The sequence below is a fragment of the Amycolatopsis sp. NPDC005232 genome, assembly GCF_040607795.1.
Classification (GTDB): Bacteria; Actinomycetota; Actinomycetes; order Mycobacteriales; family Pseudonocardiaceae; genus Amycolatopsis.
Window position 1 is genome coordinate 494,155 of the sequence record NZ_JBEXHL010000002.1, and the last position, 21,657, is coordinate 515,811.

The window sequence follows — 21,657 nt, forward strand, 5'->3', positions numbered from 1 at the left end:
GGACCCGGTTTTCCATCCGTCGGCCGGGTCCGGCTCCGTCTTTTTCAGTTCTTTCAGTTCGCTGCCGCGCGCGCCGCGGCCGGATCGGCGCTGGCCAGCGCGTTGGTTGCTTTCACTTCCGCCTCGGCCAGCGTGACCGCGGCCAGCGAAGCGCCGACGGCCCGCACCGCCGCGGCGTTCATCGACAAGCTCGTGAGGCCCAGGCCCGCGAGCACCACGGCGAGCCGCGGGTCGGCCGCCGCTTCGCCGCAGACGCCGGCCGGCTTGCCCGTCGCCTTCGCCGCGTCGCCGATCAGCTTGAGCAGCCGCAGCAACGCGGGCTGCCACGGGTCGTTCAGCTTCGCGACGGCGCCGAGCTGCCGGTCGGCGGCGAACGTGTACTGGGCCAGGTCGTTGGTGCCGACGGACACGAAGTCGACGACGTCCAGGATCTCCCGCGCGGACAACGCCGCCGCCGGGATCTCGATCATCACGCCCGCGCGCTCGATGCCCGCCGCGCGCACGCGTTCGGCGAACCACGCGGCTTCCTCGGCCGTCGCGACCATCGGGGCCATCACGGAGACCACTGCGCCCGAATCCTGCGCAGCGCCGGCGATGGCCTCGAGCTGGCGGTCGAGCACCTCGGGCCGGTCGAACGCAACGCGCAGGCCGCGCACGCCCAGCGCCGGGTTGGGCTCGTCGTCGGGGTTGAGGAAGGCGAGCGGCTTGTCGGCGCCCGCGTCGAGCGTCCGCACGATCACCGGCTTGCCGCGGAACGGCGTTAGCACCGCCGCGTACGCCTTGCGCTGCTCGTCGACGGACGGCTCCGCCGGGGCGTCGAGGAAGCTGAACTCGGTGCGGAACAGGCCGACGCCCTCCGCTCCCGCGTCCGCGGCCGCCTGCGCGTCGGCGGGCGAACCGACGTTGCCGTAGACCTTGACGACGTGTCCGTCCGCGGTGGCGCCGGTGCCGTTCCACTCCGCGGGCCCCTGCGCGACGGCCATGAGGACGGGCGCCGCCGGGTCCGCCGGCCGGACGAGGCCTGTGTCACCGTCGACGGCGAGCGCCTCGGCGTCGAGGGCGAGCAGCCCGCGAACAGCCACGACCGCCGGGATCCCGAGCGCGCGGGCGAGAATCGCGGTGTGGCTGGTCGGGCCGCCTTCCTCGGTGACAAGGGCGAGCACCTTCGCGGGATCCAGCCCCGCCGTATCCGCCGGCGCCAGGTCCCGCGCCACCAGCACGCTGGGCGACACCAGCTGCGGCACTCCCGGCGGCGAGACGCCCAGCAGCTCGGCCACCAGCCGGTCACGCACGTCGCGCACGTCGCGCACGCGCTCCGCCATGTACCCCCCGGCCGCGGCCAGCGCCTCGGCAAACCCTTCGGCCGCCTGGTGAACCGCGCGCGCCGCCGGCAGGTTCTGCTCCGTCACCAGCTTCTTCGCCTGCGCGGTCAACGCCGGGTCGCCCGCCATCGCCGCGGTGGTGATCAGGATCGTCGCGGCCTCACCGGTCGCGGTCTCGGCCTGCGCCTCCAGCCGCGCGGCCACAGCCTGCGCGGCGGGCTCGATCCGCGCGGCCTCGGCGGCAGGATCGGCCGGTGCGGGGGTGCTCGCGGGCTCACCGAACGGCTCGGGGACGCGCACGACGGGGCCGCTCGCGCGCCCCGGGCTCACCGCGACCCCGGTCAGCGTCACGTCGGCGGTGGACTGACTCTCAGGCATGGTCTAGACCATAGCTCAGATACGTCTCGATATCCCGGGGTGGCGCGCACAATCCCCGGGACCGCACTCGTTCCAGCACCGGTCGCACCTCCTCCTGCCACCACGCGTCGGCCAGCTCTTCACGGCTGCGCAGCGGGCGGCCGGTCAAAGTCTGCCGGAAACCCCAGGCCTCCGCCGAATCCGCGAGACGGAACCAGTCGGCCGGCTCGTCGAGCCACAGGCCCACGCGCACGTCGTCGGCGAGCGGCACGCGTTCCAGGAACAGCCGTTCCGCGGTCTTCGACGGCAGATCGGCCAGCGTCAGGCAGCTCAGCGCGCACGCGACGGTGCTGATCCAGTGCACCTGGGCACGCACCACCTTGGCGCCCCGCGCCCGGGCGAGCGCCACGCGGTGGTGGCCGTCCTCCACGAAGTACAGCTCGCCGAGGCGCACGAGCCGGACCGGCGGAAGGTCGGCCGCCGTGGTCGCGAGGGCCTCCCACCTCGGCCGCAGTGCGCGGTTGAGGGGCCGGAAGTACCGGTCGAAGTCGCCGACGCGCGCGACCGTACCCACCACGCGCGTGACCGGGACGTCCCGGACGCCCTCGTCGGTCTCGGCCTGCCTACCGAGCGCCGCCAGCGTCTCGTCGAGCGGCAACAGGGCCAGCGCGTCGGGACGGCGGGCGTCGGCGATCGCCTTCAGCTGTGCGGCGTACCCCCGCCACCAGGCGGAACCGAACGAATCGCCCATGTAAAGGACAACGCGGCCCGGCTGCGGGTCATTCCAGCTCGGCGGACGTCGGGTACGACGGCTGCGCACCAGGGCGGGTCACGCTCACCGCGGCCACCCGCACCGCACGGCGCGCGGCGTCGACGAGCCCCGCCCCCTCGGCCAGCGCGGCGGCGAGAGCTCCGGCGAACGCGTCGCCGGCGCCGGTCGTGTCGACCGCCTGGACCTGCGGCGACGCGACTTCCGTGACCCCTTCGGATGCCACCACCACGGCGCCCTTCGGGCCCAGAGTTACCACGGCCGCGCGCGGGCCCAGCTCCAGCAGCTCGCGTGGATCGGCGCCGGGCGAGCCGAGCAGGTACGCGGCTTCGTGCTCGTTGACCAGCAGGACGTCGAGCGCGCCGAGCGTCTCGGGCGGCAGCCGGGCGGCGGGCGAGAGGTTGAGCAGCACCGGCACACCCTTCGCCGCGGCGCGCGCCACGGCGTGCTCGACGGTCGGCAGCGGCACTTCCAGCGACAGGACCACGATCTTCGCGCCGTCGAGGACCGCATCGGTGAGGTCGCCGGGCGCCAGTGCGGAGTTGGCGCCGGGCGAGACGAGGATCGAGTTCTCGCCGTCGGGTGTCACGGTGATGTAGGCGATGCCGGTGGGCCTGCGGACAGTCCGCAGGTGCTCGGTGCCGACACCCGCGCCGGCGAGCGAATCACGCAGCAGCTCGCCGTACGGGTCGTCGCCGATCGCGCCGAGCAGAGCCACGTCCGCGCCAAGACGGCCCGCCGCGACGGCCGTGTTCGCGCCCTTGCCGCCGGGGGACAGGACGGTGTCGCCGCCCAGGACGGTTTCGCCGCCGGCCGGGCGGCGGTCGACGGGGACGACGAGGTCGGCGTTGGCGGAACCCACCACCAGCACGGCTGCACACATGGTCGACACCTTGCCACGGGTGCGCTCGGGCGCAGGTCACGCACCGTCCGTGCGCAAAAGTGAAGGTTTTTGTAACTTATCCGGCGCCCAGTGCGACAATCAGGCGAGCAGCGGCTGCCCGTCACTCGATCGGGGGATCCATGTCCCCCAGGCGTCACTTCTGACACGGGTTCCGCTCTTGTGGAGCGTCACTGTCCTTGAGCCAGTGGCGTTGCCCCGACCGGAAGCGCACCGGAGAGGGCATCGGGTCGCCGGCGCCGATCACGTAGCCCCCCGAGTGATCGGCGTCGGCGGCGCCCCGACCAGCGCGGCCACGGCCCGCGCGGCCGGCATCGAAACACCCGAAGCGAGCACGAAGTCGCCGCCATCGCGCGACTGCACGCGCACGACGCCGCCCGGCTCGGCCGTCACGGCGGAAATCTCCTCGCGCCGCACCACGACCCCGTTGTCGTACCGAGGTATCCACACCACACCGTCGCCGTCCACAGTGAACACGCCCCGCGTGCCACGGTGCCGGGTCCACACCAGCGCGGCGACGCACAGCGCGACCGCGATCAGGCCGGGCACCGTAACCGGCAGCCACGTCCGCACGATGAGCACGGCCGCGAGCAACGCCACCGTGCCCCCGATCGCCGCCTGACGCGCGCCCGAAGCCTTGCTCGCGCGCACCGTCACGCTCTCGCCGGCAGCCGGCGCCCGCTTCGCGGAGGCCCACCGCACCACCGTCGCCGCCACCCGTTGCGGGCCGAACCCGCCGCGCCGGACCTCCAGCGACGGCCACCGCACCAGCCCCGGCCGCACCGTCTCGACGGCGGCCGCCAGCCGGTGGGCCTCGCCGGGTTCGAACAGCGTCGACAGGACGAAGCCGTGGGGACCGCGGCGGCTGAACCGGTTGACCAGGCGATCCTCGGCAGAAGGAGCCAGGTACACCTCGACCCGGTTGTGCTTCTCGACCAGCACGACCGCGCTGAGGTCGTCCCACGGCAGCACGAGCCGCGCGTCGCGAGCGGGGAACCGCAGGCCACGCGAAGTGACCTCGACGCTCAGCCGCTCCTTGCGCATGCCGCGCCGCCCGACGGGGATACAGCCCAGCAGCACGAGCCCCACCAGGGCGATCACGGATCCGGCGTACAGACCGGCGCGGCTCACCGTCATGAGCACGCCGCCGAAACCCGCGATGAGCAGCCCGGGAACCAGGAGCAGCAACGTCGCCAGCCGCACCTGGTCCGGCGGAACGGGCGCGGGGTAGGTGACCGTGGTGATTTCGTCCATCTCGGACGAAGTGTGACAGAACGCGCCCGGGGTTTCCCTACCCCGTTCGGCGGACGACCGGGTGTTTTCGCAGCTCAACGGCCCCTAGCGTCGGCCGCATGAAAATCTCGGACTGGAAACGAGCGGTCTACGCCCTGCTCGCCCTGCCCGCCTGTTTCGGCGGCAGACGCGCCCGGCAGCTGCTCGCGGAGCGACTCTTGAACGTCCCGCCGCGCGAAGGGACCCCTCGCTACCTGGCCGCGGCCGGGGTGAGCGTGGTGGCCATCCCGTTTTCGCTGCTCATCGGATTCCTGGTGTGGCGGATCGCGACGTACGGCGCGTTTTGGGACCCCTCGACGGCCGACGAATCGTGGGGCGGACCGTCGCTCGTCGGGGCCTGGCTCGTGCACTTCTGGTGCGCGCTGGGCATGGTCGTGGTGGCCATGTGGGTGCTGCGTCCGCTCACCGATCTGCAGGCCCGGCTGCTCTCCGGCCACGTTGTTACGGGAACAACGGTGCCGACCACCTAGAATGTCCGGATGAGCAGCCCCACGCGAAGGGGCCGCGCGCGAGCGGCTACCGAGCAGGACATCCGCCGGACCGCCCGGAGACTGCTGGTCGAACAGGGTCCGGACGCCGTGACGCTCCGGGCGATCGCCCGGGAGCTGGGCATCACCGCGCCGGCCCTGTACCGCTACTACGAATCGCGCGACGACCTGGTGGAGAAGCTGCGCCTCGACGTGATCGCCGATCTCGCCGCCGAGCTCGCCGAGGACGTCGCCGTGCTCCCCGACGACGGGATGGCGCAGCTGTTCGCCATCTGCAAGGGCTTCCGCCGCTGGGCGCTCACGCACACCAAGGAGTTCACGCTGGTGTTCGCGTCGCCCACGGGCGGCGTCGGCACCACAGCGGGCAGTGCACTGCACCGCCTCGACGAGCCGTTCGGCCGCATCTTCCTCGCCGCCGCCGGCCAAGTCCTCGCCACGCACGACCTGGTCATGCCACCGAACGACGTCGTCCCGCCCGAGCTGCGCGACGACCTCACCGCGTTCCAGAGCGAGCTGCTCGCCGTGCTCGGCGAGTCGGGCCGCGCGATCGCGCCCGAGAAGCTGGACCTCGGGCTCACGTACCTGATGATCCAGTTCTGGGCGCGCCTCTACGGCCACGTGACGCTCGAGGTGTTCGGCAACTACCCGATCCCCGTGTCCAAGCCGGACATCCTCTTCGAGGCCATCCTCACCGACCTGGCCCGTGACGTGGGGCTTTACGCCGGTTAGGCCGCGTGGCCGCCGTCGACCGAGAGTGTCGCGGCCGTGATGTACGCGCTGGCCGGGCCGGCGAGATACGCCACGGCGTCGGCGACTTCCTCGGCCGTGCCGTAGCGCCCGACCGCGGTGAGCGACTTCTGGTCGTCGGCGAACGGGCCGTCGGCCGGGTTCATGTCGGTATCGGTCGGGCCCGGGTGCACGAGGTTCACGGTGACACCCCGCGGCGCGAGCTCCCGCGCGAGCGCCTTGGTCAACCCGACCATCGCCGACTTGCTCATCGCGTACAGCACCATGCCCGGCCCAGGCGCGCGATCGGTGACGCAGCTGCCGATGGTCACCACGCGCCCGCCGTCGCCGAGGTGCTCGGCCGCCGCCTGTGTCGCCAGGAACGCGCCGCGCACGTTGATCGCCAGCACCCGGTCCACGTCCGCCAGTGCGGTCTCCGCGACGGGCGCGACGAACCCGACGCCGGCGTTGTTGACCAGCACGTCCAGCCGCCCGAACTCCGCGACCGTCGTCGCCACGGCAGCCCGCACGGCCTCGGCGTCCGCGCTGTCCGCCGCGATCGCGATCGCCCGACGGCCGAGCGCTTTGATCTTGTCGACGACGTCCGCCGCCGGCCTGGCCCCGCTGACGTAGGTGAGGGCTACGTCAGCGCCTTCCTCGGCCAGCCGCACCGCCGTCGCCGCGCCGATGCCCCGGCTGCCGCCGGTCACGAGCGCCACCTTGCCGTCGAGCTTCATCCCCAGATCTCCTTCGTGGAAGCCGGTTTTCCTCATGGCTCCATCGAATCGCCGGGGGTGCGGCGGTGCTGGCGCGTTTCGGCCCTGGCACTCGAAGGTTCGGTTTCGCGCACGGCCGGACACGGGTTGTGACAAACTCACCTTCGGATCTTGAAGGGGAGGGCCGGGGTTGCTGCACGTCCAGGGGCTGGTGAAGGACTACGACGGCCGCCGCGTGGTGGAGAACGTGTCGTTCGCGCTACAGCCCGGCACGGTCACCGCGTTCCTGGGCCCGAACGGCGCCGGGAAGTCGACGACGCTGCGCATGATCTGCGGCCTGACCCGCCCCACCGCGGGCACGGCGACGATCGCCGGACGGCGGTTCGCGGAGTGGCCCAACCCGGGACACGTCGCGGGCGTGCTGCTCGACGCGGCCGCCGTGCATCCCGGCCGCACGGGCCGCCGTCACCTCGTGAACGGCGCCAAGCTCATGCGCCTGCCCAGCTCGCGCGCCGACCAGGTGCTCGCGCAGGTCGGGCTCGGCGACGCGGCGAACCGGCGCATCGGCAAGTACAGCCTCGGCATGCGCCAGCGCCTCGGGCTCGCGCACGCGCTGCTCGCCGACCCGCCCGTGCTCATCCTCGACGAGCCCATCAACGGCCTCGACCCCGAAGGAATCCGCTCCACACGGCAGCTTCTGCGCGGCTACGCCCAGCGCGGCGGCACCGTGCTGCTCTCGAGCCACGTTCTGTCCGAAGTGGACCAGACGGCCGACCGCATCGTGATGATCGGCCACGGCCGCGTCGTCGCCGACGGGCCGCTCGCGAGCTTCGCCGGCCCCGCGCGGACGGTCGTGCGCACCAGCGACGTGCCCACACTCGGCACCGCCCTGCAGCGCGCGGGCCTCGACGTCCGCCAGACCGGCCCCGACGCGCTTTCCGTCGCCGCCCCGACGGAGCGCGTCTCGGAGGTCGCGTTCGCCGCGCAGGTACGGGTGCTCGGGCTGGCCGAGGAACAGCAGAACCTGGAAGAGCTCTTCTTCCGCCTCACCGGAGGTCCGCGATGATCCCGATGCAGTCGCCTGTGCAGCAACAGCCGGCGTGGGCCGCCGCTGCTGCGAGGCGCGCTTCGTTCGGCACGGTGGTGGGTGTCGAGCTGCGGAAGTTCACCGCCACCCCGGCCGACAAGATCCTCCTGGTCGCCGGGCCGATCGCGTTGGTGCTGCTGTCGATCCTGTTCATGGTCGACCCGTTCAACCCGGTGACCATGCGCAAACAGCTGGGGACCGTGGTGACCACCATCCGGTTGGCGGCGGTTCTCGTGGACGTCGCGCTGGTCAAGCTCATCGCGAGCGAATGGCACTACCGCAGCGCCCAGCCCACTCTGCTCGCCCAGCCCTCCCGGCTGAGGTACGTGCTGGCCCAGGGCGCGATCGCCGCCGGTTCCTGGGTGCTCGTGGCCGGCCTGCACATCCTGATGACCTTCACCTACTTCGCTGGTGTGCTTGACGACCACGACGCCGAGAACCTGCTGACGATCCGGGTGGGCACCACGATCGGAGTGTGCCTGCTCGGCTCGTTCCTCATGACGCTGCTGGCCGTCTCGATCGCGTGGCTGATCCCGAACACCGCGGGCGCGATCGCCGCCTACTGCCTGATCTCGATCCTGTTCGTGATCGTGCAGGCCAACCAGGATTTCGCAGGCTGGGTCGATCCGGTCGAACCCGCGCGACAGCTCGGCGGGCTGTCCGCACACGGCCCGATCGCGCTGGCCACATCGCTGGTGCTCTGGCTCGGGGTCACGGTGCTCGGCATCACCCGTGCTGCGCGGCGGGAAGCCGCCTAGCGGACAAGGGAGCCGCCGCCGGGATCGACCGCGGCGAAGTAGTCACCCGCCATTTTGCGCAGCGGCGGGCAGTACTTGTCGGACGCGCGGCGGTAACCGTCGATGGACGAGTCGTCCGCGCCGCCTTGGTGGAAGGTGTCGAACGCCAATGGCTCCGCGGAGCCGGTGTTCACGATGAGGGAGCAGCCGTTCATCCCGGCCGAAGTCACGGCGTAGTAGCGCCCGAGCAGGATTTCTCGGCGGAAGTGGCTGCTCAACCCCGATTCGGACATCCACGCGGACTGCCACGGGTCGGGTTGGCGGCTGTCGGCGGCGTCCGTGTGCACGACGAGCAGCCCATCGGCCGAGTTGATGTCGCAGGCCTTGACGTTCGGGTCGAAGGTCGGCTGGGTGCTGGCACCGAGTGCGGCGAGCAGCGCCGGGTTGCGCTCGAACTGGGTGCAGCTGTCGGGGAACACGTTGGGCCGGGTGGTCACCGTCGGCAGCTGGTCGTAGGCGATCGAGTCGGCGGGCAGGGTCGGCGCCGGCTTGCCCGGGGCCGGACCGGGCGCCACGGCGCAGCCGGTCAGAGCGAGGGCAGCGGCGAGCACCGGCAGAACGGTGAGCGATCGACTACGCACGGCGAGCACGTTACCGGCCCGGGCACGAGACCCGGGCCGGAACGCGCGAATTCACGAGCACTGAAACACCAGCGCCGATTCACAGCACGATGTTGACCAACCGCCCCGGCACCACGATCACCTTGCGCGGCGTCTTGTCGCCGACCAGTGCGGCCACCTTCTCGTCCGCCAGAGCCGCAGCCTGCACGGCGTCGGAAGCGGCATCCGCCGGCACCGTCACGCGCGCCCGGACCTTGCCGTTGACCTGGATCGGGTACTCCACCGAGTCCTCGACCAGGTACTGCTCGTCGACGACCGGGAAGGGGCCATGGACCAGGGAGTCGACGTGGCCCATCCGGTGCCACAGCTCCTCGGCGACGTGCGGCGCCAGCGGAGCCAGCAGCAGCACCAGCGGCTCCGCCACCTCGCGCGGGGTGCCGGCAGCGGAGCCGTACACCTTCGTCAGGTGGTTGTTCAGCTCGATCAGCTTCGCGCCCGCGGTGTTGAACCGCATCTCCGCGTAGTCCTCGCGGACACCGGCGATGGTGCGGTGCAGCAGCTTGCGGTCGGCCTCCGACGGGTCGTCGGCGGTCACGCGCAGCTCATCGGTCTGCTCGTCGATCAGCAGGCGCCACAGGCGCTGCAGGAACCGGTGCGCGCCGACGACGTCCTTGGTCGCCCAGGGGCGGGACATGTCCAGCGGGCCCATGGACATCTCGTACAGGCGGAAGGTGTCGGCGCCGTAGGTGTCCGACATCTCGTCGGGCGTCACGGCGTTCTTCAGGCTCTTGCCCATCTTCCCGTACTCCTGGGTGACCTCCTCGTCACCCAGGAAGAACTTGCCGTCGCGCTCCACGACCTCGTCGGCCGGCACGTGCACGCCGCGCTTGTCCGTGTAGGCGTACGCCTCGATGTAGCCCTGGTTGAACAGGCGCCGGTACGGCTCCTTCGACGACACGTGGCCCAGGTCGAACAGCACCTTGTGCCAGAAGCGCGAGTACAGCAGGTGCAGCACCGCGTGCTCGACGCCGCCGACGTACAGGTCCACGCCACCCGGGTCGTCCACGCCGTGCTCGGCCGGGCGCGGGCCCATCCAGTAGGCCTCGTTCTCCGGTGCGCAGAACACGTCGGGGCTATCCGGGTCGACGTAACGCAGCTGGTACCAGCACGAACCCGCCCACTGCGGCATCACGTTGGTGTCGCGGCGGTACTTCTTCGGCCCGTCGCCCAGGTCCAGCGTGACCTCGACCCACTCGGTCGCACGCGACAGCGGCGGCGACGGCTCGGAGTTGGCGTCGTCCGGGTCGAAGGTCTTCGGCTTGTAGTCGTCGACGTCCGGCAGCACCACGGGCAGCTGGTCCTCGGGCAGCGCGATCGGCATCCCGGTCTCGTCGTAGACGATCGGGAACGGCTCGCCCCAGTAGCGCTGGCGCGCGAACAGCCAGTCGCGCAGCTTGTACTGCACGGTGCCCTCGCCGGCGCCCTGCTCCTCCAGCCACGCGATGATCGTCTTCTTCGCGTCGGCGACACCCATGCCGTCCAGCGACACGGTGTCGTTGGCGGAGTTGATCGCTGCGCCCTCGCCGGTGAACGCCTCGCCGTCGAAGCCCTCGCCCGGGTCGACCGTGCGGACGATCTCCAACTCGAACTTCTTGGCGAAGTCGTAGTCGCGCTGGTCCTGCGCCGGCACGGCCATGATCGCGCCGGTGCCGTAGCCCATCAGCACGTAGTCGCCGATGAAGACCGGGATTTCCTTGCCGTTGACCGGGTTCACCGCGAACGCGCCGGTGAAGACGCCGGTCTTCTCCTTGTTCTCCTGACGGTCCAGATCGGACTTGCGCGACGTCGCCAGGCGGTACTCCGCGACGGCGTCGGCCGGGGTCTTCGCGCCACCCGTCCACACGGCCGGGTGCTCACCGGCCCACTCGACCGGCGTCAGCTTGTCGACCAGCGGGTGCTCGGGCGCCAGCACCATGTAGGTGGCGCCGAACAGCGTGTCGGGCCGCGTGGTGAAGACCTCGATCTTCTCGTCCCCGGAAGCGCCGGCGGCGAACGCCACCCGCGCACCCTGCGAACGCCCGACCCAGTTGCGCTGCATCGACTTGACCTTCTCGGGCCAGTCCAGCAGGTCCAGGTCGTCGACCAGCCTGTCCGAGTACGCGGTGATCCGCATCATCCACTGGCGCAGGTTCTTGCGGAACACGGGGAAGTTGCCCCGGTCGCTGCGCCCGTCGGCGGTCACCTCTTCGTTGGCGACGACCGTGCCCAGGCCGGGCGCCCAGTTCACCGGCGCCTCGGAGATGTAGACCAGGCGGTGGTCGTCGATGACCTTGCGGCGCTCGACGTCGCTCAGGTCGCTCCACGCACGCCCGTCGGGTGTCGGGCGCTCACCGGACGCGTACGCCTTCTCCAGGTGCTCGATCGGGCGCGCCTTGCCGGCCGGCTCGTCGTAGTAGGAGTTGAAGATCTGCAGGAAGATCCACTGGGTCCACTTGTAGTAGTCCGGGTCGATCGTCTCGATCGAGCGGCGCTCGTCGTGGCCCAGGCCCAGGCGCTTCAGCTGGCTGCGCATCGTGGCGATGTTCGCCTCGGTGGTCGTGCGCGGGTGCGTGCCGGTCTGCACCGCGTACTGCTCGGCCGGCAGGCCGAACGCGTCGTACCCCAGCGTGTGCAGCACGTTGCGGCCGATCATGCGGTGGTAGCGCGCGTAGACGTCCGTGCCGATGTAGCCCAGCGGGTGCCCGACGTGCAGGCCAGAGCCGGACGGGTACGGGAACATGTCCTGCACGAACAGCTTGTCCGACGGCACCGGCTCGCCCTCGACGGCCAGCGCGCCCGTCGGGTTCGGCGCGTGGTAGGTGCCGTGGTCGGACCAGTAGTCCTGCCAGCGGCGCTCGATCTGCCCCGCGAGCTCCGCGGTGTAGCGGTGCGGCGGGGTGTTCTCGGCGCCGGGAGCACCGTCACCCGTGGTCGGGGTGGGCGCCGTGGACTCTGTCATCGCCGTCTTCCTCCGTGATCGGACCACTCCAGAAACAACTCGACCCCTCAAGCCCGAAGGCATGAGGGGTCGCCGCGCCGGCCGGGCCAAGGGTTGGCCGAGTCAGCGCGGCAGGCCAAGGAGCAGCCGAGCCGAGTTCATAGCCTCATGTTACCAATCCGACCAAAAGCAGTGCGGACACCAACCGGACGTCACCTCGCCAGCCAGTGGTTTCCGCCGTGGCTGTGGTCGGATTGGTAACCATCAGCACAGTACTTGGCGGTCAAAGGCGTTCCGACGGGACTGCCAAAGCGATGACCTGCGTCACCTGCGTCGCGGAGAAGTTGTTGTCGCTCACGAAGACCAGGCTGCGTTCGCCGTTCGGCAGCGCCGGGCCCCAGGTCATGCCCTCGACGTTGTCCACCGCGGAAACGTAGTCCGACAAGTCGGCGATCAGCTTCTTCTTCACCGGCTTCACGCCCTTCGCGCCGGCGAGCGATTTCACGTTCAGCACATTGGTCGCGCCGGACGTGTCGATCTCGTACACCCGCACCTTGTTACCCACACCGGTGACGAACGAGCGCTCCATCATGAGGAACTTCGTCGGGTCGAGCTGGTTCACCGCGAGCATCGAGGACACGCCGGTGTCGGCGAACGCGTCGGCCGGCACCGAGGTCGCGAACAGCTTCTCCTGCGGGTACGCGTACTGCGCGAGCACCGGGCCCGTCCGCGCCTGCAAGGTGACCCGCGAAAGCGCGCCGGACGTCGGGGTCGGCGGCGGGCCGTCCTGCAGCAGCGGCGCCTCGACCTCGCTGGCCAGCAGCGCGCCGAAGCCGGTGTAGGCGAGGCCTTCGAGCACGTAGTTGCGGCGCGGGCCGGCGTCGGCGGTCATCTTCTCGTCGGCCGGCAGCGGCAGGTCACGCACGTAGCGGCCGTCCCGGGTCGCCTCGCGGATGGAGGGTTGGATGAACGAGTCCGCCAGCCGGTCACCTTCCTGCGACCAGGTGTACCCGCCGGTCCACGGGTCCACGCGCAGCTCTTCGGGATCGATCGTCTGCTCGTTCTGCGGCGCCGTCGGGTCGTTCTGCGCGAGCGGTGGGTACGGCGTGCCGTCGGGACGCAGCAACGGCTTCGTACCCGTGAACGTCACCGGGCCGAGGTGGTGGGCGTCGAGGGAGAACTTCGCCGTGTAGAAGCGGGCGGGGTTGATCGCGGAGCGGTCGTCGCAGATGAAGGCGTAACCGCCGGTGCGCGGGTCGAAGTCGATCGACGACAACCCGCCGACGGTGGTGCCCTGGAACTGGAGGGCGTTGGGCACGAGCTGCTCGCCGATGAGGCGAACGGGGCGGGCGTGACTCTCCGAAAGAACCTCGGCGCTCGCGGCCGGAGCGGCGAGCAGGGAAAGGGGCAGTGCCCCGATCAAGGCGGCGGTGAGCACGCGGCGTCGCTGGGACGAAGACATGGCGTGTAGCACAACGGACGAGGGTATCCACCACGTTGCCGGGAGGTCACGCTTATCCTCAGGGGGTGTTCGCTATCGCGCTCGTCCCGATCGTGCTGGGTCTCGTCGTCGGCTGGGGTGGCTTCCTCGGCTTCCGCGAACGGCTGACCCGCGAAAGCGGTACTGGTGTCCGCACGGCGGCTTCGCTGCGCAGTGACGCCGCCTTCAAGCTGGCCAACCGGGTGGCGAGCGTGCCGACGCTCGCGGGCGGCGCCGTCGGCGTGATCGCCGGCCTGGCGGGCCTCGCCACGGGCACCACGGCCGGGATCGTCGCCGCGGCTTTCGTTGGTGTGCTGGGCATGCTGGTGCTGGTCGTGGGTGGCGGGGTGCTGGGCGCCCGCGCCGCGCTGACCGTGCCCGCCCCGGCTCCGGCCGCCCCCGCGGGCTGCAGCGGCTGCGCGTGCGGCTCGGGTGGCTGCGGCGTGTTCCAGAAGGCCGACAGCTAGTTCCGCTGCAGGTCACCCGGGTGGGTGGCCAGCAACGCGATCGGCACACCCTGGCGACGCAGCACCTGGCCCCAGAGGTCACGGTTGGGCGAGGCCAGGATGTCGCTCGGCAGCGCGGGCACGATGACCCAGTCGTCGCGCTCGATCTCGCCCGCCAGCTGCCCGGAGTCCCAGCCCGAGTAGCCGGCGAAGACGCGTACGCCACGCACCTTCGGCACGAGCGCTTCCGGGTCCGTGTCGAGGTCCACGAGCGCCACCGGCCCACGCACGGCGATCACGCCGGGCACGCTCGCCGCTGTCTCGCCCGTGCGCAGCGCGGCCAGGCACAGAGCCGTTTTCTTCTCCACGGGACCGCCGACGAACACCGACTGCGGCTCCGCCACGTGCCCGCCCCAGTTGGGGAGCACGTCGTGCACGGGGACGTCGCTCGGGCGGTTCAGGACCACGCCGAGCGTGCCCTCGTCGCGGTGGTCGATGACGAACACCACGGTCCGCTTGAAGTTCGGGTCGAACATCGTGGGTGCGGCGACCAGGAGCGTTCCCGGTTCAACCTCGGCGTCCGCTGGCACGCCGCCAATCCTCCCACTTCCCGCCCCGAGAATTTCGTCGGCACGGGAACACCAACCACTCGTGCCCCGTTGGGAACAGTAGGCCGGCGCACTCCGTGTCCCCCGGGCTCACTGAAGAACAGCCTTTGTGGAATACCAGTTCGGCTGGAGCCACACTGCGCCAAGCCGCCGAGAGGCGACCAAGTGCGCCGGCCCCCAACCTCCCTCAGCCGTGCCACGTCCGCGGTCGCAGCGGCAGGCCCGACGTGCCCTCGTCCGGAGTCCGCACCGCCAGGACCTGGTTCACGCCGATGTGGTTGCCCTCGAACGCGAGCGCCGAAGCCGCCATGTACATCCGCCAGACGCGGGCGCGACCGGCTCCGGCGAGCCCCGCGGCCCGGTCCCAGTCGGCTTCCAGGTTGGCGACCCAGCGGCGCAGGGTCAGCGCGTAGTGCTCGCGCAGCGCTTCGACATCGCGCACCTCGAACCCGGCGCGCTCCAGCTGCGTCACGGTCGTGCCGACCGGCGCGAGCTCACCGTCGGGGAAGACGTAGGCGTCGATGAACCCGTCGAGCTGGTACTCGGACTCGTCCTCGCGCGGCCGGCGGCCGATCTGGTGGTTGAGCAGCTTGCCGCCCGGACGAAGCAGGGCGTACAGGTCGCGGGCGTACTCCAGGTAGCTCTCGGCGCCGACGTGCTCGGCCATGCCGATGGAGGAGATCGCGTCGTAGGGACCGTCGGAGACGTCGCGGTAGTCCTGCACGCGGATCTCCACGCGGTCGGTCAGGCCCGCCTCCGCCACGCGCTTGCGGGCGTAGGTGGCCTGCTCCTCCGAGAGCGTCACGCCGACGACGTGCACGCCGTGCTCGCGCGCCGCGTGCAGCGCCATCGAGCCCCAGCCGCAGCCGACGTCGAGCAGGCGCTGGCCCTCGCGCAGGCCGAGTTTCCGGCAGACGAGCTCGAGCTTGTCGTGCTGCGCCGTGTCCAGGGTGCTGCTTTCGGACCAGTACGCGCACGAGTAGACCATCGACGGCCCGAGGACGAGCTCGTAGAAGTCGTTGCCCACGTCGTAGTGGTGGCTGATCGCTCGCTTGTCGGTGCGCCGGGTGTGCCGGTGGCGAGGCCGGCGCACCTCCTCGGGCGGCCGAGGGGGCGGCAGCGGCGGTCCGGCGAGCTTCAGCAGCTCGCCGATGGCGCCCCGCACCTCCGGGTCCCGCAGGGCGCCGAGGACGCTGCCGCCCGCCGCCTCGTCGCGCTCCCAGATCAGTCCCGAAATGGCCCCGAGCGCGGTGTAGAGGTCCCCTTCGAGGCCGAGGTCGCCGGACACCCAGGCGCGGCCCAGGCCCAGCTCGCCCGGCTTGAACAACAGGCGACGGAGGGCGCGGCGGTTGCGCACCACGAGCACGGGCGCGCCCTCAGGACCGGCCTGGGAGCCGTCCCACGCTCGGATCTGCAGCGGGAGCTCAGCTCCGAGCAGCTTCTCTGCGGCACCCACCAGCCGCGACGCGGCGCCGGTCATGGCCACACCCCTCTCCCTGAGACGACAGTCGGACGTCTGTCCTCCAGGTAAAACGCTTTCACACCCTTTCGCAGTCCCCCATAGGCGTCACAGCTCAGTAAAATGCCGCCGGTTCACTGGGCGAAGTGCGCTCATTAGGACCTTCTGGGCCGTTCACCCCGTAGCTACGCTGGCCCCCGTGACGATCAGCGCGACAACGGAGCGATTCGGGCCGAAGCTCCTGGTCCGTGATCGCGAGTTCCGCAGGCTGCTCTACACCCGGTTCGCCGCGCAGTGGGGCGACGGCGTGTACCGGGCGGGCCTCGCGGGTGCCGTGCTGTTCAACCCCGAGCGCGCCGCCGACCCGCTGGCCATCGCCGAGGGCTTCGCGGTGCTGCTGCTGCCGTACTCCGTGGTGGGACCGTTCGCGGGCGCGCTGCTCGACAGGTGGGACCGCCGGCGCGTGCTCGTGTTCGCGAACCTGCTGCGGGCGGTCGCCATCCTCGCGTCGGCCGCCGCTGTGGGCACGGGCCTCGGCGGGCCGGCGCTGTTCTCCCTCGCGCTACTGGCCGAGGGCTTGTCGCGCTTCATCGGCTCGGGTCTGTCGGCTTCCCTGCCGCACGTGGTCCCGGCGCCGAGCGTCGTGTCCGCCAACGCTTTCGCGACCACGCTCGGGTCGGTGATGGCCGTGGTCGGCGGTGGGTGCGCCATCCTGCTGCGCCTGGTCTTCGGCGCGGGCAACCTCGGCTCTGCCGAGACGACGGCGTTCGCCGCGCTGGGCGCGCTCGTCTCGGCGCTGATCGCCCGGCGGTTCAGGCGCGGGGTGCTCGGGCCGACGGTCGTCGACGAGCCGCCGAACCCGTTCCTCGCCGTCGCTCGCGGTCTCGCGGACGGCGCCCGCCACGCCTGGCGCGCGCCGAGCGTGACGGCCGGGTTCATCGCGCTGTTCGCCCACCGCGCGGCCTACGGCATCTCGCTGCTGGTCACCGTGCTGCTGATGCGCAACTACTTCACCGACAACGGGGTGTTCCGCGCCGGCCTGCCCGGGCTCGGGCAGATGGCCGCGCTCGCCGGCGCGGGCATCCTCGTGGCCGGGCTGCTCACGGCGCGGCTGATCCGCGGCTTCGGCCGGCTGCGCGCGATCCTCGGCGCGCTGCTGGTGGCCGCCGTCGCCCAGTCGGCGCTCGGGCTGCCGATGGTGCTGCCGCTGGCGTTGCTGGCGTCGTTCCTCATCACCGGCGCGGGTCAGGTGCTCAAGCTGTGTGTCGATTCGTCGATCCAGCTCGACGTCGCCGACGAGGCCCGCGGCCGCGTGTTCGCCCTGTACGACACGCTGTTCAACATCACCCAGGTGGCCGCCGTGGCCATCGGCGCCGTCTTCATCGCGGACAACGGGTACTCGCCGGGACTGATGATCGCGGCCACGATCTGCTACTTCCTCGGCGGCGCCGGTTACCTCGTGGCGCGCCGCCGCGCGGTGCCGGACCGGCCGAACTGATTCGCTGCCGCAAACCGTTGAGCCGAACGGGGTCAGTGATCGTCTCATTGGCATTAGAGTGACGCGTGACCCGGCCGGGTGAACCCCGGCGAGTGCAACCGACACGGGGGGCCACCGTGAGTACCGCAGGGGACGACCGCGCCCTGGAAGCCGCTCCTGCAGTGCTGACGTCTCCGGACGGGCTGGTCCGGGCCACCGTCGGCACCGGCGGCACGCTGGGCCGGCTGGAGTTCGCTCCGGACACTTTCCAGCGCACCACTCCCGCCCAGCTCGCGTTCACCGTCCAGGCCCTGGTGCAGCAGCTCGCCGAGGCCCCGCTCACCGACGCCACGCCACAGCAGATGCCGTCCCCCCGTCCGACGCCGCGGCGCGTGCGCCCGCGTACGGCGCCTGCTCCGCAGAGCCCCGCCACGCAGGGCGCTGTGAAGCCGCAAGGACCGCTGCCTCCGCGAAGCGCCGTGCCGCAGCACCGGCGCCGCGGCTACTAACGCCGCGCACCGGATGTGCTGAGACCTGTGGAACCACCAATTTCCGAGTCCGACCAACACGGTCGGCTGGTCGAGATCGGGCGGCTGATCCGCGCCCACCAGCCCGACGAGGGTGCCCCCGCCGGCATCGGCTTCGCGCAGGTCGGCGACCACACCGAGGTCCAGCCGCGCAACACCGAGGCCGGCCCCGAACTGGTCGGGATGTTCCACGCGCTGCGCGCCGGCATGTACCGCCAGGGCCGCGGGACGTGGCTGCAGGCGCGGTTCGTGCTCGCGTCCGACGGCACGTTCGACTTCGACTTCTTCGTCGACGGCGAACCCCAGTGGACGACCCCGCCCGACCCCGGTACCTACCGCGACGAGCTCGAGACGTTCCCCCGCGAGGACGCGCACATCCCCGACTGGTGGCGGCTGCGCACCGGCCTGCCGCTCGGCGTCGAGTTCCGCCGCGCCCGCCCCGCCGAGGTGGGGGAGGAGCGCGAGCCGCTGGCCGACGAGGAGCTGCCGCTCGTGCTGCAGTACCTCGAACGCGAGGCGCTGGTCGGCGACGCGCACCGCACCGACGGCACCTGGCTGTGGCCCGAGACCGTGTCCCACCAGCTGCGCCGCCACAGCATCGCGCCGGAGCCGGAGCTCGTCGCGCACATCCGTGAGCTGGGGTTCCAGCCGCCGTACGTCGAGCACCTGGTGCGCCGCACGGCGGAGGCCGACCTGCTCGGCCGTCCGCGTCCGCGACCCGCCGCCGAGGACGGGCAGCGCACCGCGGGCGACGTCGCCGCCGAGCTGGAGACCAGCCCCGACCCGGATCTGGCCGACGAGCAGCTGCTGGTGGTCCTCGTGCAGCGGCTCGGCTCGTTCGGCGTGTGGCCGCAGGCCTACCGGATCGGCGCCGTCGAGGCCGGCAAGTGGTGCCTGACCAGGGGCGACGACGGCTGGACCGTCACGTCGGCCGCTGGAAACGGCCAGACCTTCGAGCACCTCGCCGACGCGGCCCAGCAGCTGCTCGGCGCGCTCTTGCTGCACCCGGCCCGGCGGACCGGCGGGCGCGAGACCCCGCTCGAGACGGCGAAGGAAGTGGACGACTGGCCCATCCAGCCGGCCGCGGGTGACCCGCCCCTCACCCTGCTGCGCAACAAGAGACTCACCCGACTGCCCGAAGGTACGGTCGTCCTGCGCTTCGGGGAGGAACCGGGCAACCTGGTCCACCACGGCGAGGTACGGTTCGCCACGACGTCACTGCCACTCGAACGGGAACGAATGGCGCACACTTACCGCCTGAGAAGGTCACTCTACGTGGTCACCGGAGTGACGGTGCCCTGGGCGAACCTGCCGGGCGGAGCAGTGGCATACGTGTTGCCCAAGCCGATCGCGGAGCACGAGTCCGACGGAAGCCTGGAGAGGATCGAGTAGGTGGAAGCGGCGGAAGCGATGGAGAAGGTCGTGAACTGGCTACGCGCTGTGCACGGCCCCCAGATCGCCGGTCCTGGTGGGCTGCGGGTCGACACCGACCGCGTGCTGCGCATCCCCGAAGGCTGGTCGATCCCGTACAACACCACCGCGTACCTCGACGACGGCCGGCCGGACAAGGAGCTCTTCCCGCCACCGTCGGTCGTCGTGCGTGAGCCGGACGGCGAGCTGCGCCAGGCACCCCCGAACCCAGGAGGGCTGAGCATCCCCGTGGCGTTCCCCGGCCAGGAGAGCTGGCGCGAAGTCGTGGACCCCGAGTACGTCAAGGCCGGGTTCGGCGAGCTCGGCGTGCCGCTTCAGGCCGTGGCCGGCTGGGTCAAGGTCGACAACGAGGGCCGCCAGACCGGCGACGAGCGCGAGAACCCCGAGTACAAGGCCGGCCCGATCCGCCGCGGCTACCCGAAGCCGGAGAACACGCTGGAGACGCTGCTCGCGTTCGCCAGCGTCGGCTGGCTCACGCGTGAGCAGCTGCTGATCGGCCTGCTGCGCTGCGACGTCTTCGTGCCACTCGACCCCGAGACCGGCGCCACGGATCGCTTCTACTTCTCCGAAGAGCGCAACGAGCTGCGCGTCTTCAGCGCGACGCGCCACTTCCCGCCGCGGGAGCACTCCTGGTGGCGCGTGGACCTCGCCACGCTGGCCGAGTTCGAGCACCCGCCGAACCTCGTGATCAACGGCGGCCCGGCGACGTTCGAGGACGTCTCCGGCGACGATCTCTCCACCATCGCCAAGCGCTTCCCGCGCCACGAGCCGCGCATCGACCGGCACGGACGCGGCCCCGAGGCCGAGGAAGACCTCGAGCGACTCACCAGCGACACCGCCACGCGCATGGGCCTGTCCGAGCCGGTGGCCGTGCCGCTGGTAGCAGCGGAAAACGCGCGTCGCCACGGCTTCGAGCTCACCGCCGAGGAGTGCCAGCGCACGGTGCTGGGCCAGTCGTGGCTCAACCGCCTCGCGATGGCGGAGCCGCCGCGCAGCAAGCCGAACGACTGGCGCGCCAACGGCCTCGTGCCGGGCTGGGACAACCTCGGCCGCGTGATCCCGCGCCTGGACACGTTCGGCAAGTACCCCGACCGCGACCTCGAGAACTTCCGCTACGGCTGGCAGCGCGTCGCAGGCGCGTACGTGGGCTTCGCGCTCGGCGAGGCGCTCGGCATGGCCGTGGACCGGATGCGGCTCGACGAGATCGTCACGCAGTTCGGGGCCGAGGGCGTGGCCGACCTGCCGGTCGCGTTCGACCAGGCGGGCCGCATCGGCTCGCTGACGCAGCGGCTGCTGTTCTACACCGAGGCCGTGATCCGCAGCCCGCACCGCGAGCAGCCGGAGTCGCGCGACGTCGAGCAGCAGTTCCCGTCCGTGGTGCGCGGCGCGTTGATGCGCTGGCTGCACACGCAGGGCGCGCCGTACGACGACGCCGACGGCTGGCTCGTGAAGGTGCCCGACCTCCACGTCCGCCGCACAGCCGAGGACGCCGAGCTCAACGCCTACCACGCGGCGGTCACCGGATCTCCGCAGGCAGTGCCGCTGACGGGCCCGACGTCGTTGATCGCCGCGCTGCCCGCCACGCTCATCGCCGCCGGCCCCGGCACGGGCTTCAGCGGCGGCGTGCGCCAGGCCGTGCGCGACCTCGTCGGCGTGACGCACCCGCACGAGGACGACCTGTCGGTGGCGACGTACCTGGCCTGGCTCTTCGAGCCGGTGCTCACGAAGGACGCGTTCAGCTATCCCGTGTGGAACCTCTCGCGCGAGATCCTGACCGAGCACAACACCACGTTCGTCAGCGGTCCCGAGTGGGCGCCGGTGAAGGCGATGGTCGCAGAGTCGGTGCCGTTCTTCGGCGAACACGGGCTGCCGGATCTGCGGATGCCCGAGCTGATCGGCGACGGCCAAGGCACGCTTTCGGTGCTCGGGCGCGCGTTCGCCGCGTTGTCCGGGTTCGAGAACTACCCCGAGCAGGCCCTGCTGCGCGCGGTGAACCATTCCGGGCGCAGCGCTCTGACCGGAGCGATCACCGGCGCGTTGCTCGGCGCCCGCGTCGGCGTGCCCGGGCTGCCGCAGAAGTGGATCGAGCAGCTGGAGCTGCGGCACCTGATCGAACAGGTCGTCACCGACGCGTTGTGGCACTTCGATCGCCGCTCCGCGCTGAGTTTCCTGGGCGAAGAGTGGGTGCAGCGCTACCCGCGGCGCTGACGCCGCGAGGCTTCGAAAAGATGGGGTC

General features: G+C 71.4%; 19 protein-coding genes. 9 read left to right on the plus strand and 10 right to left on the minus strand.

The window, feature by feature from the left end:
- Positions 1-53 precede the first annotated feature (53 nt).
- The 4 genes from ptsP to ABZU76_RS06110 form a co-directional block, all read right to left on the minus strand.
- The gene (ptsP, locus tag ABZU76_RS06095; RefSeq protein WP_354865537.1) at positions 54-1,700 is read right to left on the minus strand and encodes a phosphoenolpyruvate--protein phosphotransferase; all 1,647 of its coding nucleotides are present in this window, start codon (positions 1,698-1,700) and stop codon (positions 54-56) included.
- Positions 1,693-2,430 carry a hypothetical protein gene (locus ABZU76_RS06100; RefSeq protein WP_354865539.1) on the minus strand — a complete coding sequence of 246 codons (738 nt, stop codon included), beginning with the start codon at positions 2,428-2,430 and terminating at the stop codon, positions 1,693-1,695. Before ABZU76_RS06100 ends, ptsP begins: the two co-directional genes overlap by 8 nt.
- Before the next feature lie 28 nt (positions 2,431-2,458).
- Positions 2,459-3,331, minus strand: a complete 873-nt coding sequence (locus ABZU76_RS06105) for a ribokinase (RefSeq protein ID WP_354865541.1) — start codon at positions 3,329-3,331, stop codon at positions 2,459-2,461.
- Between the two features lie 261 nt (positions 3,332-3,592).
- Positions 3,593-4,603, minus strand: coding sequence for a hypothetical protein (locus ABZU76_RS06110; RefSeq protein WP_354865543.1), 1,011 nt, complete (start codon positions 4,601-4,603; stop codon positions 3,593-3,595).
- Positions 4,604-4,701: 98 nt separating this feature from the next.
- Here ABZU76_RS06110 and ABZU76_RS06115 point away from each other — a divergent pair, with 98 nt between their 5' ends.
- Positions 4,702-5,112, plus strand: a complete 411-nt coding sequence (locus ABZU76_RS06115; RefSeq protein WP_354865545.1) for a hypothetical protein — start codon at positions 4,702-4,704, stop codon at positions 5,110-5,112.
- A gap of 9 nt (positions 5,113-5,121) precedes the next feature.
- Positions 5,122-5,859 carry a WHG domain-containing protein gene (locus tag ABZU76_RS06120; protein WP_220245368.1) on the plus strand — a complete coding sequence of 246 codons (738 nt, stop codon included), beginning with the start codon at positions 5,122-5,124 and terminating at the stop codon, positions 5,857-5,859.
- On the opposite strand, the gene ABZU76_RS06125 is transcribed toward ABZU76_RS06120, so the two are convergent.
- Complete coding sequence (locus ABZU76_RS06125; RefSeq protein WP_354866003.1) at positions 5,856-6,593, minus strand: 3-oxoacyl-ACP reductase family protein; 738 nt, start codon at positions 6,591-6,593, stop codon at positions 5,856-5,858. The genes ABZU76_RS06120 and ABZU76_RS06125 overlap by 4 nt on opposite strands.
- A 169-nt stretch (positions 6,594-6,762) precedes the next feature.
- On the opposite strand from ABZU76_RS06125, the gene ABZU76_RS06130 reads away from it, so the two are divergent.
- Together ABZU76_RS06130 and ABZU76_RS06135 are read left to right on the plus strand one after the other, a co-directional pair.
- Entirely contained in the window at positions 6,763-7,638 is an 876-nt protein-coding gene (locus tag ABZU76_RS06130; protein WP_354865547.1) for an ATP-binding cassette domain-containing protein, read from the plus strand.
- Positions 7,635-8,417, plus strand: coding sequence for a hypothetical protein (locus tag ABZU76_RS06135; protein WP_354865549.1), 783 nt, complete (start codon positions 7,635-7,637; stop codon positions 8,415-8,417). The genes ABZU76_RS06130 and ABZU76_RS06135 overlap by 4 nt, the downstream gene beginning before the upstream one ends.
- On the opposite strand, the gene ABZU76_RS06140 is transcribed toward ABZU76_RS06135, so the two are convergent.
- The 3 genes from ABZU76_RS06140 to ABZU76_RS06150 form a co-directional block, all read right to left on the minus strand.
- Positions 8,414-9,037 (minus strand): hypothetical protein, encoded by a 624-nt coding sequence (locus tag ABZU76_RS06140; RefSeq protein WP_354865551.1) that lies wholly within the window; start codon positions 9,035-9,037, stop codon positions 8,414-8,416. The genes ABZU76_RS06135 and ABZU76_RS06140 overlap by 4 nt on opposite strands.
- Positions 9,038-9,116: 79 nt before the next feature.
- Positions 9,117-12,014: a leucine--tRNA ligase gene (gene leuS, locus ABZU76_RS06145; protein ID WP_354865553.1), complete on the minus strand. Its 2,898-nt coding sequence runs from the start codon at positions 12,012-12,014 to the stop codon at positions 9,117-9,119.
- 262 nt (positions 12,015-12,276) lie between these two features.
- Entirely contained in the window at positions 12,277-13,455 is a 1,179-nt protein-coding gene (locus tag ABZU76_RS06150; protein ID WP_354865555.1) for an esterase-like activity of phytase family protein, read from the minus strand.
- A gap of 65 nt (positions 13,456-13,520) precedes the next feature.
- Here ABZU76_RS06150 and ABZU76_RS06155 point away from each other — a divergent pair, with 65 nt between their 5' ends.
- Positions 13,521-13,940 carry an SdpI family protein gene (locus ABZU76_RS06155; RefSeq protein WP_220245374.1) on the plus strand — a complete coding sequence of 140 codons (420 nt, stop codon included), beginning with the start codon at positions 13,521-13,523 and terminating at the stop codon, positions 13,938-13,940.
- Here ABZU76_RS06155 and ABZU76_RS06160 read toward each other — a convergent pair.
- Both ABZU76_RS06160 and ABZU76_RS06165 read right to left on the minus strand, forming a co-directional pair.
- Positions 13,937-14,518: a YqgE/AlgH family protein gene (locus tag ABZU76_RS06160; protein WP_220247264.1), complete on the minus strand. Its 582-nt coding sequence runs from the start codon at positions 14,516-14,518 to the stop codon at positions 13,937-13,939. The two genes, ABZU76_RS06155 and ABZU76_RS06160, sit on opposite strands and share 4 nt — an antisense overlap.
- A gap of 196 nt (positions 14,519-14,714) precedes the next feature.
- The gene (locus ABZU76_RS06165) at positions 14,715-16,007 is read right to left on the minus strand and encodes a class I SAM-dependent methyltransferase (RefSeq protein ID WP_354865557.1); all 1,293 of its coding nucleotides are present in this window, start codon (positions 16,005-16,007) and stop codon (positions 14,715-14,717) included.
- Positions 16,008-16,185: 178 nt separating this feature from the next.
- On the opposite strand from ABZU76_RS06165, the gene ABZU76_RS06170 reads away from it, so the two are divergent.
- The 4 genes from ABZU76_RS06170 to ABZU76_RS06185 all read left to right on the plus strand — a co-directional run bounded on the left by ABZU76_RS06170 (position 16,186) and on the right by ABZU76_RS06185 (position 21,629).
- Positions 16,186-17,484, plus strand: a complete 1,299-nt coding sequence (locus tag ABZU76_RS06170) for an MFS transporter (protein ID WP_354865559.1) — start codon at positions 16,186-16,188, stop codon at positions 17,482-17,484.
- A 116-nt stretch (positions 17,485-17,600) separates the two neighbouring features.
- Entirely contained in the window at positions 17,601-17,972 is a 372-nt protein-coding gene (locus ABZU76_RS06175; protein WP_354865561.1) for a hypothetical protein, read from the plus strand.
- A 27-nt stretch (positions 17,973-17,999) separates the two neighbouring features.
- Positions 18,000-19,382, plus strand: a complete 1,383-nt coding sequence (locus ABZU76_RS06180; protein ID WP_354865562.1) for a TNT domain-containing protein — start codon at positions 18,000-18,002, stop codon at positions 19,380-19,382.
- Complete coding sequence (locus tag ABZU76_RS06185; protein ID WP_354865564.1) at positions 19,383-21,629, plus strand: ADP-ribosylglycohydrolase family protein; 2,247 nt, start codon at positions 19,383-19,385, stop codon at positions 21,627-21,629. It abuts the gene before it with no gap.
- Positions 21,630-21,657: the final 28 nt, after the last annotated feature.